The following is a 17,339-nucleotide window of genomic DNA, read 5'->3' as shown; positions in this document are numbered from 1 at the left end:
AGAGGGAATTCGATGCGGATATTGGCAGGGGGACCATGGCGGAGCCTCCGCGGGTCGATCGCGGCGACCGTCATCGCGACCGTCTTCGGAGGATCGGCGCTCGCCGCCCAGGATGAAGAAGCCCAGGAAGCGGAGGCCGAGGCCGGCGTCACCACCGTGCAGGGCGTGTTCAGCGACGAACAGGCCACGCGCGGGGAGGACGTGTTCTACAACATCTGCGCCGAGTGCCACTTCGAGGAGGATTTCGGAGGTCCGTTCATTCAGTCCTGGGCCGGCGCCTCGGTGAAGGATCTCGTCGACGAGATCGTGGCCACGATGCCGGAGGACAATCCGGGCGGGATGCCCACGGAACAGTACCTCGACGTCGTCACCTACATGTTCAAACTCAACGGCATGCCCACGGGAGAGGACGAACTCGCCACCGATGACATGGATGCGGTGGAGATCGCGGTCGAAATCGACCCCTGACGCCCTGAGCGAGCCACACCGGTGAGACCGGACCCAAGCTCGGAACCCCCGGCGGTCGACGCCCTCCGGATGTCGCCGGACGCCATGCTCGACCTGCAAAGGAGGCTGAGCTTCGAAGGCAACCGTCAGGGCATGGCCCAGGACTCGGGCCCGATGCACGGGGCGGTCTTCGGCCTCTCGATGAACTGGTAGAAGACTTGACCGCAGCACACTCGGCACGGGCCGACCGTCCCTCTTCGGGGCGGGCGGCCCAGCCGGCCGCCGCCGTTTGCGCACCGGTGTGAGCGACCTCTCGGTTACCTACGCGACGGGGGACTCGTTGGCAGGGGTCCAGGCCGGGATCGACAGTTGCCTCGCGCGAGCGCTGGACCGCCCGCGGCTTTCCGTATCCGCGCCCGATATTTCGGCGTGGAGCGTTCAGGACCATCTCGAGCACCTGCTTTTCTCCGACCGGAAGGTGCTGGGCTGGGTCGTTGAGGCGTTGGCCCTCCCGAACCCGGAAGCGCGGGCGCAATCCCCCCGGGAACTCGGGGTGGCGCTGCTGGCTCGCGGCTCGATTCCGCGCGGGCGGGGACCCGCGCCGGACTTCACCCTGCCCACTGGATTGGAACCGGGCCTGCTGGCGGAAGGCTTTGAGCGCCTCCGCGACCTGGCCGAGAGGCTGATCTCCCGGACGGGGGAGGTCGACGCCTGCCTCCACACCCACCCGCACCATGTGCTCGGCCACTTCACCCCAGCGGCGTGGCTACGCTTCCTCCACCTCCACCACCGCCATCACGACGCAATCATCCGCGACATTTTGGCATGAGGGGCTTGCTCTTGGTAGCCGCTCTTCTGGCCACCCCGGCTGCCCCCCCGGCCCAATCCCCGAACCCACTGCCCAGCCCGAGCGTGGACACCCTGGAGGGGGGACGCGTCCCGGTGCGGAATCCCTCACCCCGGCGTGCGGATAACGCCGAAGTGTGGGAACTACAGGAGATCCTGCGGCTCGGCAGATTCGAGGGCTCCACGCCGGACGGCTTCGGCGACATCCACGACGTAGCGGTCGACTAGCCCGAACTTCCGCGTGAATCGGGGCCGCTGTAGGCCGTAACTCGTTAACGGGGAACCGCATACGCGGCTTCATGCGCGGTTCTCGGTACCCATGTAGCGTAAGATGCATAGCGTTGCCACGATGTGTTGTATGCGTTATGTTTATGTCCATGTACGTCGAGCGCGTCCCCAACCGGAACTCCCCGCCCGCCGTCCTTCTGCGCGAGTCCTACCGCGAGGGCGGCAAGGTCAGGAAGCGCACGCTGGCCAACCTCTCGAAGTGGCCCGACGAACTCGTCGAGGGGCTCCGCATCCTCCTGAAGGGGGGCGTCGCGCTTCCCTCGATGGACGACGCGTTCGAGATCCTTCGCTCCCGGCCCCACGGCCACGTCGCCGCCGTCCTGGGCACCCTTCGCGCCCTGGGGCTCGAGAAGCTGCTGGACCGCCGTCCGTCCCGGGAGCGGGCGCTCGCCGTCGCCATGATCGTCGCCCGCGTCCTCGACCCCCGCTCGAAGCTGGCCACCGCGCGCTCGCTTGGCGGGGAGACCATGAGCCACACGCTGGGCGGGGAGCTCGGCGTCGGGGACGCGGACGCGGACGAGCTGTACCGGGCCATGGACTGGCTGCTGAGGCGCCGGGACCGCATCGAGCGGCATCTGGCGGGGAGACGCCTGGCGGACGGCTCGCTGGTGCTGTGCGACGTGACCTCGACCTACTTCGAGGGCCGCAAGTGTCCGCTCGCCAGGCGGGGCTACTCCCGCGACGGCAAACGCGGCAAGCTCCAGATCGTGTTCGCGCTGCTGTGCGACGGAGAGGGGTGTCCGGTGGCCGTCGAGGTGTTCGAGGGCAACACCGCCGATCCGGGTGTCGTCGGCGCGCAGGTGGCGAAGCTGCGCGAGCGCTTCTCCCTGTCCCGGATCGTCTTGGTCGGCGACCGGGGGCTCATCACCGGCGCCCGCATCCGGGAGGAGCTGCGGCCCGCGGGGCTGGGGTGGATCACCGCCCTGCGCGCCGACGCGATCCGCAAGCTCGCCGGCGGCGGCGACCTCCAGCTGTCGCTCTTCGACGAGCGGAACCTCGCCGAGATCGAGTCGCCCGACTATCCCGGGGAGCGGCTGGTCGCGTGCCGCAACCCGCTCCTGGCCGCCGAGCGCGCCCGCAAGCGCGAGGAACTCCTCGAGGCCACCGAACGCGAGCTGGAGAAGGTCGCCGCGGCCACGCGGCGCGAGCGGAGCCCGCTCACCGACCCCGAGAAGATCGCCGTGCGCGCCGACCGCGCCCTGCGATCCCGCAAGGTCGGCAAGCACTTCGACACCGAGGTCGCCGGGGACGGCCGCTTCGCGTACGCGCGCAACGAGGAGCGCATCGCCGCCGAGGCGGCCCTGGACGGCATCTACGTCATCCGCACCAACGTGCCCGCCGACGAACTGCCGGCCGGGGACGTGGTCCGCTCCTACAAGAGCCTCAGCCGCGTGGAGCGCGCCTTCCGAAGCTTCAAGAGCGTCGACCTCAAGGTCCGTCCCGTCCACCACCGCCTCGAGGGGCGCGTGCGGGCCCACGTCTTCCTCTGCATGCTCGCCTATTACGTCGAGTGGCACATGAGACGCGCCCTCGCCCCGCTGCTCTTCGACGACGACGACCCCGACGCCGCCGAGGCCCAACGCGCCTCGCCCGTCGCGCCCGCGAGACCCTCGCCCGCCGCGCGCGCCAAGGCCGCCCGCAAGCGCACTCCCGAGGGGCTGCCCGTCCACAGCTTCCGGACACTCCTGGCCGACCTCGCCACCCTCACCAAAAACCGCGTCCGACCCGTCGCGCCCGGAGCCCCGGCCGCCGACATCCTCGCCCGTCCCACCCCCCTTCAGGCCGAGGCCTTCCGGCTCCTCGGCGTCAAACCGTGACCCGTACCCAGTAGCACCCACCCCCGAAATCGAGTCATGTGACCACGTCGCAACAACTTGCCGCGTTCCGGGCTGCGGAAGTTCGGACTAGCCGGCTTGACACAGTTGCTAAGACTCCCCTTGCGGGACGGCGCATCAGGTGCCACTCATCTCTATCATCACCCACCAAGAGGCGGACATGATGAAGCGCATCACTGCAGCCGTCGGCCTTCTTGTGGTTAGCGCTCTCGCGCTGACTGCTCCGCTCTCAGCCACCCTAGACGACTCTGCTGCTCGCCTTCCCGAAGTCGAAGCCCTCGGCGCAACGACGATGGTCGTCGTCAACAGCCCCACACCTCCTGCGGGTGTCCGTTCCACCTCGCCCACCCTATCAAACTGCATCGATTCCAACCAGCCTGCCACCGCTCTCAGTTGTCCGGAGGACGAGGAGTTTCGAAATCAAGTCATCGCGCAAATCTCGCAAGCATGTGGTTCAGACGACTTCATCATTTGGCACATGGACTGTGCCGTGATCGGTGGGAGCATCATTATCCACGCCCACGTTACCTGCCTGTACTGGGAATAGAACCATTGGCTGACCCCCGGATGAAGTGGTGGCGGCAGTTGCGGTTCCACCGAACAAGACGCGCCCTTACTGCGGCATGTATCGGTTGGCTGATGCCCTTGTCAATGCAAGGGGAACCGCGATGGGACGGGGTGTTCCCGCAGCAAGAGGTAGCCATAGACACCCTTGGGGGTCGCCTTCTGGTGACGACAGTTCGCCCGGGATCGGACAACGATACCGAAGGGTGGAGGCTGGTCGAGGAACTCAAGCTCGGCACGGTTACTGGGGATCGGCCGCAAAGCTTCGCCGATATCCACGACTTAACGGTCGACGGAAGTGGGCGAATTTACGTGCTGGATGTCGGATCGAAGGAGGTCCGTGTTTTTGATCGTAGAGGTGGCTTCGTAAGGAGTGTGGCGCCCGAAGGTGGTGGTCCGGGTGAGTGGCAGTACAGACGGCGTGCCAATCAGCAAGTCGTGTGGCAGGCACCCAACCGGCTCTGGATTACGGATGGCCGGCAACGGATGATCCTCGACACGCTTGGAAACGAGCTGAGTCGGCTCGCGTCGGATCGCAACTATTTCCGGGCGGGCGAGTTACCGACATCAGCCAAGGTGATTGGCGCGGATGCTCGGGGGTCGGTTTTTGCCCGCGTGGATGTCATCGACATCCGAGGCTTCGGCCAAAGCGTTGTTCCCCAGTACACGTATGTTGCCCGCTTGCCAGTTTCGGCAGCACACGAGGTGCTTCCGGGAGATACGCTTTTGATCGAGACGCGGAATATCACGATGAGTGGCGGCAACCCACAAAGTGTGGGAGATGGGCGTGGACAACTAACCCTGGAGCGGCCACAGGGTACTGCGACCGCTCGATTCGCGTGGACTGTTGAGCGCGACGGAACCTTGTGGCTGGTACAAAGAGCGAGGTATCGTTTTGACAAGCTGACGTTCAAGGGAGACACGATTCGTACGGTTCGGATGGGAGACGCTGAGCCTTGGCCCGCGAACGAGTCGGAGTTCACCCCCGTGATTGCGGACCTCGATTCGTCACCCGAGGGGTGGCTCTGGGTGAGGCGAGAGGAGGCGGAAACGGAAGGTGCGACGACGTGGCATGTCCTCGACAACTGCGGTCGATACCGCGGCACGGTTACTGTGCCTGTCCGGCTCCGGACGCTGCACGTTGGAGGGGGCGGCGAGGTATACGGTGTTGCGTCGGACGCTTTGGACATCGACTACGTATACCGTTTTCGTCTAGTCAGCACCTCCGGCATTCCGGTATCCGCCGAGACCTGTTCCTTCTAACGGGTCGCTCATCAAACGACCACGCGGGTTCGCAGGGCTCCCAAAGGGTTGTCACCTCCACGCCTGTTGGCGGGCATTGAAGACTGGCTCCTCGCTGTTCGAGGTGGATGAGCGGCGGTAGAGTGGCGGGATCGGCGGCGGTGGCGGCCGGTGCCCGAGCGGGACCGTGACTTGTCCGGTGGTCTCCGGGGCCGGGCGGGCGGTGGAGGGACGCGGAGCGGCCGGGCGGGACGGCGGCATGGCGGAGAGGGGACTGTTCGAGCGGGCGCTGGGTCTTCAGCGGCCGTGGCGGGTGGAGCGGACGGAGTTCGACGCTGCCGAGCGCCGCCTGGACCTGCACTTGGACTTCGAGGCGGCCTGAAACAGCGAGGAACCGACTTTCTGGAGGCCAAGCAGCGACCCAACGCCTTCACGTCCCGGCTCTTCCCGCCCGCACTCGGCGGATCGCGGCGGCGCCCTCGAGCAGGAGCCAGATCTCGAGGATGAAGATCGCGGCCCCGATCACCAGCAGCATCCACTGGTTCGTGCCGAAGAAGCGGTCGAGGTTGATGACCATGGCCCAGGTCGTCATGAGGAGCAGGAACGCCATCGGGATCATCGTCACCCAGTAGGGGCGCCCCTTCCGCATCAGGAAGAGCGACACAATGAGCAGCGTGAGGCCGGCCAGGAGCTGGTTCGTCGTCCCGAACAGCGGCCAGATCATCATGCCCCCCGCACCGCGGTCGGCCGAGAGCGCCAGCAGCGCGCAGCTGACGACGGCGATCGCGGTCGCCACCCAGCGGTTCTGGATCGCCTTCACGTTGTACTCGACGCCGAGTTCGCTGATGATGTAGCGCTGGAGCCGGATCGCCGTGTCGAGGGTGGTCGCCGCGAAGCTGATCACGACGACGGAGGCGAAGATCACGGCCACGCTCTCCGGGATCCCGAGCCCGCCCGCGAGCACGCCCACGCCGTTGACGAAGGCCACCGTGGCGCCGTCGATCGCTCCTTGCCAGCTGCCGTAATGCTGCTGCCAGAGGGCGAGCCCCTGCGTCGCCCCCACATCCCGGCTCAGGTAGATCGCGAAGCCCGCCGTGCACGCGATGATCGACGTCACCGCGAGCGTCCCTTCCCCGATCGCGCCCCCGTAGCCCACGTAGCGGGCGTCCGTCTCCTTCGCCAGCTGCTTGGATGAGGTGCCCGACCCGACCAGACCGTGGAAGCCGCTGATCGCCCCGCACGCGATGGTGATGAAGAGGAGCGGCAACCAGCCGGGCGTGTCTGCGGGCAGGTTCGTGTTGACCGTCGGCGCCACGACCTCCGGGTTCACCACGATGACCCCGAGGCTGATGATGCCGAGCGCGACGAACAGCTGGTGCCCGTTCACGTAGTCGCGCGGCTGCAGGAGCAGCCACACCGGCAGCACCGAGGCGACGAACGTGTAGGCGAAGAGGATGGCGATCCACCCCACCCGCCGCCCGTCGGCCGTCGCCGCCTCCCCCGCGGCACCCGCATCCCCTCCCGCCGCGGCCAGCTGCGCCTCGGTCGGGCTGAACCCGATGAAGTCCGGCAGCGTGAACGGCATGTCCTGCCCGAACCAGATCAGCACGTACAGCGTGGCGAGCGCCCCCAGCGGGGGGAGGAGGATCCCCGTCCCCGTCCGGTAGATGAGGAACCCGACGATGAGCGCGACGACGAGCGACCCCCACACGGGGACGACGGCGCCGGGATTCGCCATGAACAGGTTCGCGATGATGACGGCGAACACGGCGTTCACCATCAGGAGCAGGAAGAAGATGATGAGGAGGAAGAGGACGCGGGCCCGCTTGCCGAGGATGGACTCGGTCAGCGTCCCGATCGACCGCCCCTTGTGGCGGGTCGAGAGCCAGAGGGCGGCGAAGTCGTGCACCGCGCCCGCGAAGACCGTCCCGACCACGACCCACAGGAAGGCCGGCAGCCAGCCCCAGATGACGGCGATCGCCGGTCCCACGATCGGAGCCGCTCCGGCCACCGAAGTGAAGTGGTGCCCGAAGAGCACGTGTTTGTTCGTGGGCACGTAGTCGACGCCGTCCTGGAACTCGTGCGCCGGCGTCACGAAGTCGGGGTCGAGCTTGAACACCTTGCCCGCGATGAAGCGCGAGTAGATGAGGATTCCGGTTAGAAAGGCCAGCAGGCCGATCACCAGCAGGACGATCGCGCTCATCGGGTCACCTCCGCCTGGAAGTCCGTACTACGGTTCGTATACCGGAATCCGTCTCAGGGCGTCCACCCCCACCGGATCGGAGTCCTGGAGGTCGACGCGGAGGACAGGCCAATCTCCGAGTTTTTCGGAGATCCTCGCAAGATGGCCGGCCTGACGCTCCCGCCTCGCGGCGAGAAACGGATCCTCCGGCGCGCCGCTGCCTCGGGTCGGCAAGAGCTGGTTCACGACGATGGCCCCCACCGGGACCCCGTGCTTCGAGAGCGCCTCGACCGCCTTCTCGGTCTCCCAGATCGGGAGGCGTTCGGGGATGACCACGAACACGAACGCCGTCCGCCCCGGGTCGGTGAGGATGCGCCGCGCCGCGCGGAAGCGATCACGCCGCTCCTCCAGCGCCCGCAGCAGGGGGTCTTGCTCGAGATCGGCCGCCTCGGTTCCGGCCACGTTCTTCCACATCTGCGCCAGCGCCCCAACCTTCCGCCGCCGCTTGATGAGCCCGCCGATCCAGGTCGTCATCAACTCGGGCAGGGACAGGAGCCGCAGCGTCTGCCCCGTCGGCGCGGTGTCGAAGACGATCCGGTCGTAGTCCTCGCCTTCGTCCTCGAGGATGCGCGTGAAGCGATCGAAGAGCGCGGACTCCACGGCCCCCGGAGAGACGCGCGCGATGTCGATCTGCCGGTAGACCTCGCCCAGGAGCCGGGGGGGTGCCGCCGACTCCACGCGCGACTTGACCCCATCGATGTAGCGGTCCGCCTCGCGCTCGGGATCGACCTCCATCGCCCAGCACCCCTCCGCCACGCGTCGCGGCCGGGCACCCAGTTTCGCCTGCAGCACGTCCGCAGTGGAGTGCGCCGGATCGGTGGATACGAGCAGCGTCCGGTATCCGCGTGCGGCCAGATCGAGCGCGGCCGCAGCGGCCATCGTGGTCTTCCCCACCCCACCCTTGCCGCCGAAGAAGAGGATCGGCCGGTCCGGAAACGGAAGACGCGAATCCGCGTCGCTCAGCAACAGCGGAAACCGCCCTCGGGCGGGTGTTCCATGCCGACCCGGACGTGCCACTCGTGAAACTCCTCGATGAGCGACGGATAGAGTTCGAGCATGTAGAACTGGATCGGGTTCGGCACGCCGAGCAGGTCCGAGAACCCCATCAGCATGAACGCGTCGTGCTGGCGCAGGTACTCGCGGTGGATCGTGGCCCGGTACGGGGCGATGTACAGCCCCTCGTAGATGTCGCGCGCCTCCCGAAGCCAGCGCCGCCAGCGAACGTCTCTCTTCACAACCACGCCAGCGGCCCCTGGTCCGGGACGAGGTTGCGAAGGAAATCCCGGACCGGCAGGCACCAGATCCCGCCGACGCGCAGGCGTTCCGCGCCCCGGTAGAGCACGGCGGCCTCGGCCTCCGGGTAGTCCTTCCGGAAGGTCTTCAGCGCCCTCGGGTCCGTGGAGTCCACCCGACCGGTGTTCTTCACCTCAAACGCGTGCAATCCCGTGTCTCCGTAAACGATGAAATCGACCTCGGACCCACCCCGCGTCCGCCAATAGTAGACGCGGACGTCGAATCCGGAGTAGGCCGCCCACGCACGCAGATGTTGGGCGACGAGACCCTCGAGCGCCTGTCCGTCGATCTCCTCGGGCCGAATCGAGAGGTCCCCGGGGCCGCAGCGACCGGAAGACGCCCGCATCGAACAGGTAGATCTTCTCCCGCACCACGGTCGCGCGCCTGGCCCGCTTCCGAAACACCGGGACCCGGAACGCGAGGAGCAGGTCTTCGAGGATGCCGACGTAGGAAGAGACGACCTTGCGCTCGACTTCGCACTCGCGGGCCACGGCCGCGGCGAGGGAGCCCAACGAGTATCGTGGTTAAGCGCCCGGTGGCGAAGACGGCCGCACACGGCACTACCGCTCGCGTCAGGGGCCGAGCGCACCGATCGGAATCACGGCAACGCCGTCCCTGCGAGTGTACCCGTACCCGGCACCGACGATGACGCCGAGCGCAGCCGGTTCCCCGCAGCGTTCCGTGTCGATCCTGTCCGCGAACTTGAGCAGGCTGCGCGCGGCGTCGTCGATCCGGCCCGTCCCCAGCTTGATCTCGAAGGCGGCCCACCGATCCGGCCCGGCGTCCACGATCGCATCGACTTCGAGGTTCGTTTCGTCGCGGTAGTGGAACACGTCCGCATCCATGGCCTGGGCGTACACGCGGAGATCCCGTACGACCAGGGACTCGAACAGAAAACCGAACCACTCGAAGTCCCGAAGGAGGTGCCCGGGGGTGGCCCGCAGTGCGGCCACCGCCAGGGAGGGGTCCACGAAATGCCGCTTGGGCCCACGTCGCAGGCGCGACCGCGACCTCAGTCTGGGCGACCAAGGCGGCTGGTCCTCCACAACCATGAGACGCTCAAGAGTGGTAAGGTAGTCACGCGCAGTGCGATTCGTCATCGATCCATCCGGGCCGGCGACATCGCGTCTGATGGTCGCGAGCGATGCGCACGTGGCGACGTTGCGAGCCAGCGAGCGAAGGAAACGGCGCGTCCAGGGCCCCTTTTGCGGCGTTCACATAGTCTCGTTTGCAACACCACTACGGCTTCGTTTGCGGCGCGCCCGGGGCCTCCTTTGCGGATCCGGGACCGACTTCAGCCCCCGGAGCCGTCCGCCAGTTGGCGCCGTTCCCAAGCGCGGACGCGGGGGATCGCCGCGTCGAAGATGCGCTCGTAGTTGAGCCGCTCGACCTGGGCCCGGACCGCGGGATCGAGCCGCTCCCACAGCGGTGCATACACCGTGTAGTTGCCAACGTAGGCGTCCCAGCCGGCGGGGGCCACGGCGTCGGTGCCGAACAGGAAGCGCGTCGGGTGACGTTCGATGAGCGTGGCCCACGCTTCGAGGGTCGCGTCATCGCCGACCACATACTTCGCGACTTCGTCCCACGAGATGTCGAGGGCCACATGGTCATGGCGTGGGTCGGAGAGCATGCGGTCCAGCCAGGCGACGTGCCCTTCGGACGGCGCAATGAAGCGGCCCAGGCCGGTGTGGGCCCAGATGATCGTCGTCTCCGCATGACGCACGAAGATGTCCAGCAGTTCCGCAGCGTGATGCGGCGGCTCGCTGGGGCGAACATGGTCGATGTCGTTGTGGAAGATGACGACCAGGCCGATTTCCCCGGCGGTGGCCAGGATCCGGTCGAGAGCCGGGTTGCGCAGGCTTGCCGCGTGGCCCGAGACCTTGGACGACACGAACTCCTTGTGGATGCTGAACTCGCCGATGCCCGCGAAGACGCCGGGGAAGGTGAGCAGGACGCGCTCGATGTGGTCGGAGGCGTACATGTCCGCCGGGTTGAAGCCCGTGATCATGGGGTCGACGCGGCTGCGATCCTCCTCGGGCAGCGACAGATACTCTCGCGCGATCACGGCGTCCACGAACGAGTAGTAGTACAGGTCGGCGTTCGAACCCAGGTAGTAATCGGGCGCCTCGTCACCCGACAGGAAGTAGTCCCATTTCTGCTGCAGCGGGATGCCGAACATGGCCACCCGCCCGACGCGGCCGGCTGTCATGTCCAGGAACTCCCGCGCCGTCCCGCCTCGCTGGATGTAGTTCAGCAGGTGGAAGTGGGAATCGTTGAAGAGCACCGTTGGGGATCCCGATACCGCGGCGGCCTCAAGCGCGGACGCTGTCGTTTCGGAAGAAGATGTCGCCGCGCCAGCGACGGATGCGGCCGTGGATGGATTCTCGATCGCCGGCATCCCGACCGGACGCGGCCCCGCCGCGCAGGCGGTGAGCAAGACGACCGTCGTGAGCCCTCCCGCCGGCCGAACCCTCTGGCGCGCCCTCACCAGGCCACCGCGGCGCTGTTGTTGCGGTTGTGGGATGCCGCCCGCAGCGCACCCGTCTCGGGATCCCTGTAGATCGCGACCCACAGGCCCTCGCCGCCGAAGCGCGCCTCCTCGGGGAAGATCTCTTCGTACGCGTACCCTGTCCCGTCCAGCACCTCGCGCGGGAATTTCCCCCCGGGCACGCGGAACGTGAGCTGGCCGGTGGCCGGGTCCGAGTTCGGCATGAAGAAGTCCGGCGCGTCGATCGCCTCGTCCACGGTCATTTCGTAATGCATCACGTTCAGCAACCCCTGGAAGGTCCGATGGTGGAGGCCCGACCCCATCGAGGCGAAGCCGAGCACGGGCTCCCCGTCCCGGAACAGGATCCCGGTCTGGGTGGGCGCCGGCAGCCGTGAGCCGGGTTCGAGGCGGGCGATCTGCGTCTGCTGGAAGGACGCGGGATCGCCGATCGTGATTCCGCCCACGACGATCGCGGTCTTACCCCACAGGACCGCGTTGATGCTGTGGGTGATGGCGGCGATGTTGCCATCGGCGTCGATGGCCACCACGTCGTCGGAGTGCCCGGGGCCGCGCGGCGCCCAGTTGCCGAAGGGCAGACCGGCCTGGATGACGTCCCAGAGCCGTTCCGCGTGTTCCGGCGTGACCCGCGCCTCCGGGGTGAACTCGCCGCCCACGAGCGACGCGGCCATTTCCGGCGGCACGAAGTCGAGCAGCGAAGCGCGGGTCACGTCGAGCGCCGTCCGGAGGGCCTCCGGCGACTCCGTCCAGTGGCCCTCCTCGAGCAGCCCGGAGGCCGCCGCGAGCCGCTGCGCCTCGATCATCGCCACGCCGCCCTGATTCGGCGGCGGGTTGGTGTGGAGTTGCCAGCCGTCTCCCAGCTCCGCCACGAGCGGCTCGTCCCAGATGACCTCATAGGCCGCGAGGTCCTCGACGGTCATCCGACCGCCATCGGCCTGGATCGCGGCCGCCGCCTTCTCGGCCCACGGCCCGCCGTACATGTAACCCGTGCCCTGCTCGGCCACCGCGCGCAGCGTCGCGGCCAAGGCGGGCTGACGCAGTACGTCCCCCTCGACGTACGGCGAACCGTCCTCCTTGAGGAACGTCGCCTTCGTCTCGGGAAGACGCCCGAGATCCGCGGCCCGCCCGATCCAGTATCCCGCCACCTTCTTCGAGATCGGAAAGCCCTGCTCGGCGACATGGATCGCGGGTTCGAGAATCTCCTCCCAGGGAAGCCGCCCGAAGCGCTCGTGCGCCGCCCCGACGCCCTTCATGAAGCCCCCGACGAGCGCCGTGCGACCGCTGACGGCGGTGCCGCAGATCCCGTCCGGCGACGAGAGGTCCACCCCGCCGGGGATGTTCGCCGGATCGTCCTCCCCGAGGACCGTGTTCCACTCGGCGTTCATCGTATGGACCCGGTCCGTCTCCGCATCGTAGTAGACGAGCGACATGATCCCGAAGTAGCTGATCGGCGCCCCGGCCGTGAGCGCGACCTGCATGAGCGCGGTCGTCATCGCCGCGTCGATCGCGTTCCCTCCCTGCTCCAGCGCCTCCAGCCCGGCCCTCGCGGCGAGCCCGTTGTACGCCACCGTGACCGCGCCGTTGTCGCCCGTCGCCACCCCGGCTTCCGTCCGGTCCACGAGTTGCGCCTGCATGAACCGGCCGTAGTCCTCCGACCACCGCTCCGGCGACAGGTCCACCCCTCCCCCGCACCCGGCCAGGAGGAGGAACAGCGCCGAAAATGCCGCGCGCCCCGCCGAGGGCGTCACGGAGTCGCTCACGCGGGCCCTCACTGCTCGGACATCGAGGGGGAGCGCAGCCATTCCTCCCACCACTCGAGTTGGACCCACATGCGGTGCATCATGCGCCACGGCGTCCATCCCCCGTGGTACGACTCGGGATAGCGCACGAACTTCGCCGGCACCTGCTGCTTCCGGAGCGCCACGTACATCTGTTCGGCTTCTTCGACCGGGACTCTGTGATCGTACTCCCCGTGGACGAAGAGGGTCGGCGTGGTCACGCCCTTCGCGTGGATGATGGGAGAGGAGCGCAGGAGGTTCTCGAGGCCCCGCTGCTCCCACGGCGGTCCGAAGAACTCGCTCTCCTTGGTGCGCGGGATATCGGCCACGCCGTAGTCGCTCACCCAGTTCGAGATCGAGGCCCCGGCGATGGCGGCGGCGAAGCGGCCGGTCTGGGTGATGACCCAGTTCGTGAGGTAGCCGCCGTAGGAATAGCCGGTCACGCCCATGCGGGCCGTGTCGATGTCGTAGTTCCCGATCGCGTGGTCGACACCCGCCATCACGTCGTCATAGTCGTTGAAGCCCCAGCCGCCCCACGTCCCCCAGCGGAAGTCCTCGCCGTATCCGGTCGAAGCACGCGGGTTGGTGAACAGCACCATGTAGCCGCGCCCCGCGAGCATCTGCTGGTCGAACGAAAACGTGTTCCCGTACGCCCCGTGCGGCCCGCCGTGCATCTGCAGCACCATCGGGAACCCGCCCTGCCCGGCCTCGTACCCGCGCGCGGGGAGCATCCACCCTTCGATCTCGGTCCCGTCCGGACTCTGGAAGAGCAGGCGCTCCGGCCGCGACAGTTCGATCCCGGCGAGCAGGTCTCGATTGACCTCGGTGAGGCGGACTTGGTTCCCTCCTCCCGCATCGGCGGTCCAGATGTCGCCCGGCTCGGTCGGTGCCGTCATCCGGAACGCCATGCGTGAGAAGTCCTCGGAGAACGAGAAGCCGCCGAGCCGGCGGTCGCCGTCCGTCACCTGTTCCACCGCGCCCCCGGCCTCGGCGACGCGGAAGAGATGCGTGTTGCCCCGGATTCCTGCGGAGAAATAGACGTACCGGCCGTCCGCGCTCACCTCGGGTCCCCCCGGGATCAGATCCCATTCGGCCGTGAGGTTGCGGACGCGCGTCCCGCTCGCCGCGTCGAACACGAACAGGTCGGACGGCGCGCCGCGGTCACGCCCTTCGGAGATGATGATGTCGAGACCCTCGTTGCCCCGCATCACGATCCGCTCGCCGTCGCCCGACCAGGCCGGGGACGAGTAGTTGTAGCCGTCGTCCGTGAGCCTCCGCATCTCGCGGTCCAGATCGACTACCCAGAGATCAGCCCGTTCGTAGGTGTGTTCGTCGCGCTGGTGGGCGTCGGCGGTGAAGGCGAGTTGCCGGCTGTCCGGACTCCAGGCGAGCCCGGAGGCATCGACGCCGAGTTCCGTGAGCTGTCGCGGCTCTCCGCCCTCGGACGCCAGCAGGTACACCTCCCGGGGCGGCGTCGCGTTCGGGTCGCGCGGGTCCGCCAGGTAACCCCGACGGTCGAAGCGGTAGTTCATCCAGTCGTACACGCGCCCGTCGAACCGCTCCACCGTCCGGCGCTCGAAGTCGGATTCCCAGGCGGGATCGGGCGGGGGCGGGGGCGGCGTAGGACGGGTGAAGGCGATCCAGCGGCCGTCCGGGCTGAAGACGGGAGATCCCCGCAGCCCCTCGAGCTGGAACGCTTCGCCGGCCGGCCGGTCCATACGGAGGAACCACGTACTCCCGGCGCTCGACCCGCCCGGGTCCGGCCGATTCGACGAGAAGACGAGGTAGCGGCCGTCCGGACTCCACCGCGGCGAGGAGGCGCTGAAGCTCGGGCTCGTCACCTGCGTGGCTTCCCCGGACCCGTCGGCGTCCACGAGCCAGATCTCGCTGTGGCGCCGGTTCTCGTCCTCGAGGACCGACGTTACGACGTAGGCGACGCGGGAACCATCGGGCGAGAGGGCCGGACTCCCCGCGTCCTTCAGTCGATAGTAGTCGGCGAGTTCGAGCGGTCGCCCCTCCTGCGCGACGAGACCGGGCGCCGCGAGGAGCGCGGCGAGGGGGATCCAGGGGATCAGTCGAGAGTTGCGAACGCGCATGGCGGCCTCCGAAACGGGCTTAGCGTCGTACTCGATAGGCGAGCAGAAGATTTCCGGGCATCTGGCTGAACAGGTCGTATCCCGAGTTCACGAGAACATAGCCCCGCGCGACGACGGGGCCCGGTCCGTCGAGCGCGCCGCCTCGGCCCGGCACGCCGTTGACGGTTTTGAACTCGCGGGCCGTGTCGACATCCCACAGCACGGACCCGTCCTCCGTGGAAAAGGCGCGCAGGTGCCCGTCCAGACTCCCGGCCAGCACCGCTCCTTCAATCGCGGTGGGCGCAGCCGAGAAGAACGGCATGCAACCGGCCCGGCCGGCACAGACCGACGGATCGGGCGGGGCGTGCCACAGGACTTCTCCGGCCGCGAGTTCGAGCGCGTAGACGCCGGGGGTCGGCGGATCCTCGGCGTTCGCCTGCGTGGAGGCGCCCGACCGCGGGTCCGAGATGATGGCGAACGGGTTGTCGACGTTGGGCACGTAGGCCCGGCTTCCGTCGGAGGTGATCCCCCAGTGGACGCCGCCAAGCGAGCTTCCCCTCCCGACCCGGCGCGCCCAGACGAGTTCGCCCTCCGAGTCGGGGTCCAGCGCCCACACGATGCCGGATTTCTGGCCGGCGATCAGGAGCTGAGATCCATCCGCGGCGGTGACGATGATGGGGGCCATGCCGAAGTCGTGGTCCGGACCGGTCGGGGCGGGACAGTTCTGGAAGCGGGGCGACAGGCAGGACATGTTCCACGCGTCGTCCTCCCGTCCCTGGAAGGTCCACACGGCCTCTCCCGTCTGCATGTCGAGTGCGATGAGGGCGTCGCTGCCGTGGGTCGTCGGTCTGGTGTAGTTCTCGCCGGTGCCGATGTAGAGGAGGCCGCGCGCGGCGTCGACCGTCGGACTGGACCACACCGGCGCCCCGGAGGGCGCGAATAGCCGGGTACCCGCCTCGTTCTCGCCCATGTGTCTCGGCTCCTCGGCCACCGTCCGGAATTCCCACAGGGCTTCGCCCGTCTCCGCCGAGAAGGCGGCGACCCCTCCGCTGGATGTGCAGCACTCGTAGGTCGGATCGCCGGCGCTGATGATCTCCATCGACGAGAGGGGGACGAAAACGCTTTCTTCGTGGACGGCCACGCTTCCCGTGACGACGTGATCCGCGTGGGTCCCGGCGGTGACACGCCAACGGAGGGCGCCGGTCGTCGCATCGATCGCGTACACGTTCGTCCGGAAGTCCGCGAAGAAGGCCAACTGTCCCCCGTCCGGGCCATCGCCGATCACGATCGCGCCGCGCACGGCGGCGTCCCCCGCGAACACCCAGTGCACGCAACCGCTCTCGAGGTCGATCGAGTACACCTCGCCGTACGCCGAGCCGACGATGATCCGGTCGTCGATGATCGCCGGCTTCGAGCGCACCTGGCTCACGTCCGGGAAGCCGAAGGCCCACGCCAGTTCGAGGTTCGGCAGATCCTCGGCCGTCAGCCCCGCCCGGCCCGCGTCGACGAAGCCCGTCTCGCCGCCGCCGCCCCCCCAGCCGGACCAGTGCACGACGCCTTCCTCCCGCGGCGCGCTCGCGCAGAAGGCGGAGGACGGCATGCGGGTCTCGACCAGCGTCTCGCCGGTGAGCCACTCCGCCACGGCGCGGCGCTCATCCGGCGTGAGGTCCTCGCCGTGCCGGCGCATGCGGCCGCCCTCCAGCGCACTCAGGACCGCGCGCGGCGTCATGGCCCCGAGCGTCGTGAGCCCGGGGGCGCGCACCGTGCGTTGCCCGGAGTGACATTCCGCGCACGAGGCGACAAACACCTGCATGCCGGGACTGTCGTCCATGGGGGGCGGATCGAGCAGCCCCCGTACCGGCTCCTGGGCGGCCGCCGGCGTCATGCCCGCAGCGGCGAGTATCGCGGCGAGGACGGCGGTGATGCGCATCGAGCGATTTCTCCCGGGTGACCCGACTGGAGGACCACGAGTAAAGTACACGCCGACATCGCACGGCGGCACGGCAGATCCGGGTCTTGCCGCGGACCGCGACAGTTCCGCCAGCGGCGACCCCGCTACGCGCGTGTCCGCGGCCGCCGCCGTCAAACCGGGCAACTCCAATTACACTCCCTGCAGGCGCGGCCCGTCCCAGTCTTTTCCAATACGGAGATGAGCCTGAAGGAGGCCTCGGGCCTGGGTGAGGGCGCGGGGCCGGTTTAGCATCTGGAAGCAGTGTTGATGCT

At 68.2% G+C, this 17,339-nt stretch carries 14 protein-coding genes and 2 pseudogenes; 7 read left to right on the top strand and 9 right to left on the bottom strand.

The genetic code is table 11. The annotated features are described in order from the left end of the window. Positions 1-12: 12 nt before the first annotated feature. The 7 genes from ACOQPP_RS16370 to ACOQPP_RS16340 all read left to right on the top strand — a co-directional run bounded on the left by ACOQPP_RS16370 (position 13) and on the right by ACOQPP_RS16340 (position 5,604). On the top strand, positions 13-468 hold the full coding sequence (locus ACOQPP_RS16370) for a c-type cytochrome (RefSeq protein ID WP_419167628.1): 456 nt from the start codon (positions 13-15) through the stop codon (positions 466-468). Positions 469-489: 21 nt separating this feature from the next. Further along, complete coding sequence (locus ACOQPP_RS16365) at positions 490-660, top strand: hypothetical protein (protein WP_419167629.1); 171 nt, start codon at positions 490-492, stop codon at positions 658-660. A gap of 88 nt (positions 661-748) precedes the next feature. Continuing rightward, positions 749-1,276: a DinB family protein gene (locus tag ACOQPP_RS16360; protein ID WP_419167630.1), complete on the top strand. Its 528-nt coding sequence runs from the start codon at positions 749-751 to the stop codon at positions 1,274-1,276. Between the two features lie 394 nt (positions 1,277-1,670). After that, the gene (locus ACOQPP_RS16355; RefSeq protein ID WP_419164016.1) at positions 1,671-3,398 is read left to right on the top strand and encodes an IS1634 family transposase; all 1,728 of its coding nucleotides are present in this window, start codon (positions 1,671-1,673) and stop codon (positions 3,396-3,398) included. Positions 3,399-3,576: 178 nt separating this feature from the next. Next, the gene (locus ACOQPP_RS16350) at positions 3,577-3,963 is read left to right on the top strand and encodes a hypothetical protein (RefSeq protein WP_419167631.1); all 387 of its coding nucleotides are present in this window, start codon (positions 3,577-3,579) and stop codon (positions 3,961-3,963) included. 182 nt (positions 3,964-4,145) lie between these two features. Further along, positions 4,146-5,243: a 6-bladed beta-propeller gene (locus tag ACOQPP_RS16345; protein WP_419167632.1), complete on the top strand. Its 1,098-nt coding sequence runs from the start codon at positions 4,146-4,148 to the stop codon at positions 5,241-5,243. A gap of 166 nt (positions 5,244-5,409) precedes the next feature. Next, entirely contained in the window at positions 5,410-5,604 is a 195-nt protein-coding gene (locus tag ACOQPP_RS16340) for a hypothetical protein (protein ID WP_419167633.1), read from the top strand. A gap of 48 nt (positions 5,605-5,652) precedes the next feature. On the opposite strand, the gene ACOQPP_RS16335 is transcribed toward ACOQPP_RS16340, so the two are convergent. From ACOQPP_RS16335 to ACOQPP_RS16295, 9 genes and pseudogenes are all read right to left on the bottom strand, one after another. Then, entirely contained in the window at positions 5,653-7,425 is a 1,773-nt protein-coding gene (locus ACOQPP_RS16335) for a carbon starvation protein A (RefSeq protein ID WP_420636953.1), read from the bottom strand. 27 nt (positions 7,426-7,452) lie between these two features. After that, positions 7,453-8,430 carry an ArsA family ATPase gene (locus ACOQPP_RS16330; protein ID WP_419167635.1) on the bottom strand — a complete coding sequence of 326 codons (978 nt, stop codon included), beginning with the start codon at positions 8,428-8,430 and terminating at the stop codon, positions 7,453-7,455. Then, on the bottom strand, positions 8,424-8,699 hold the full coding sequence (locus tag ACOQPP_RS16325) for a cory-CC-star protein (RefSeq protein ID WP_419167636.1): 276 nt from the start codon (positions 8,697-8,699) through the stop codon (positions 8,424-8,426). The genes ACOQPP_RS16330 and ACOQPP_RS16325 overlap by 7 nt, the downstream gene beginning before the upstream one ends. Then, positions 8,696-9,248, bottom strand: a pseudogene (locus tag ACOQPP_RS16320) (DUF4143 domain-containing protein). Before ACOQPP_RS16320 ends, ACOQPP_RS16325 begins: the two are co-directional and overlap by 4 nt. An 81-nt stretch (positions 9,249-9,329) precedes the next feature. After that, a pseudogene (locus ACOQPP_RS16315) lies at positions 9,330-9,941 on the bottom strand (ATP-binding protein); the annotation flags it as partial. Between the two features lie 110 nt (positions 9,942-10,051). Beyond that, positions 10,052-11,041, bottom strand: coding sequence for an amidohydrolase family protein (locus tag ACOQPP_RS16310; protein ID WP_419167637.1), 990 nt, complete (start codon positions 11,039-11,041; stop codon positions 10,052-10,054). Positions 11,042-11,241: 200 nt separating this feature from the next. After that, positions 11,242-13,023 (bottom strand): gamma-glutamyltransferase, encoded by a 1,782-nt coding sequence (locus ACOQPP_RS16305; protein ID WP_420636952.1) that lies wholly within the window; start codon positions 13,021-13,023, stop codon positions 11,242-11,244. 8 nt (positions 13,024-13,031) lie between these two features. Continuing rightward, a complete protein-coding gene (locus ACOQPP_RS16300; protein ID WP_420636951.1) occupies positions 13,032-15,137 on the bottom strand; it encodes a S9 family peptidase in 2,106 nt (701 codons plus the stop codon). Between the two features lie 19 nt (positions 15,138-15,156). Then, positions 15,157-17,046: a PQQ-binding-like beta-propeller repeat protein gene (locus tag ACOQPP_RS16295; RefSeq protein WP_420636950.1), complete on the bottom strand. Its 1,890-nt coding sequence runs from the start codon at positions 17,044-17,046 to the stop codon at positions 15,157-15,159. Positions 17,047-17,339: the final 293 nt, after the last annotated feature.

This window comes from Candidatus Palauibacter sp. (assembly GCF_965222475.1).
Lineage (GTDB): Bacteria > Gemmatimonadota > Gemmatimonadetes > Palauibacterales > Palauibacteraceae > Palauibacter.
The sequence above is the reverse complement of the archived record's forward strand: the minus strand, read 5'-3'. Positions and strand labels throughout refer to the sequence as shown.

Coding starts and splice junctions, on each gene's coding strand:
- ACOQPP_RS16370 (WP_419167628.1), top strand. CDS start 13: ATGCGGATATTGGCAGGGGGACCATGGCGGAGCCTCCGCGGGTCGATC.
- ACOQPP_RS16355 (WP_419164016.1), top strand. CDS start 1,671: ATGTACGTCGAGCGCGTCCCCAACCGGAACTCCCCGCCCGCCGTCCTT.
- ACOQPP_RS16350 (WP_419167631.1), top strand. CDS start 3,577: ATGATGAAGCGCATCACTGCAGCCGTCGGCCTTCTTGTGGTTAGCGCT.
- ACOQPP_RS16335 (WP_420636953.1), bottom strand. CDS start 7,425: ATGAGCGCGATCGTCCTGCTGGTGATCGGCCTGCTGGCCTTTCTAACC.
- ACOQPP_RS16300 (WP_420636951.1), bottom strand. CDS start 15,137: ATGCGCGTTCGCAACTCTCGACTGATCCCCTGGATCCCCCTCGCCGCG.
- ACOQPP_RS16295 (WP_420636950.1), bottom strand. CDS start 17,046: ATGCGCATCACCGCCGTCCTCGCCGCGATACTCGCCGCTGCGGGCATG.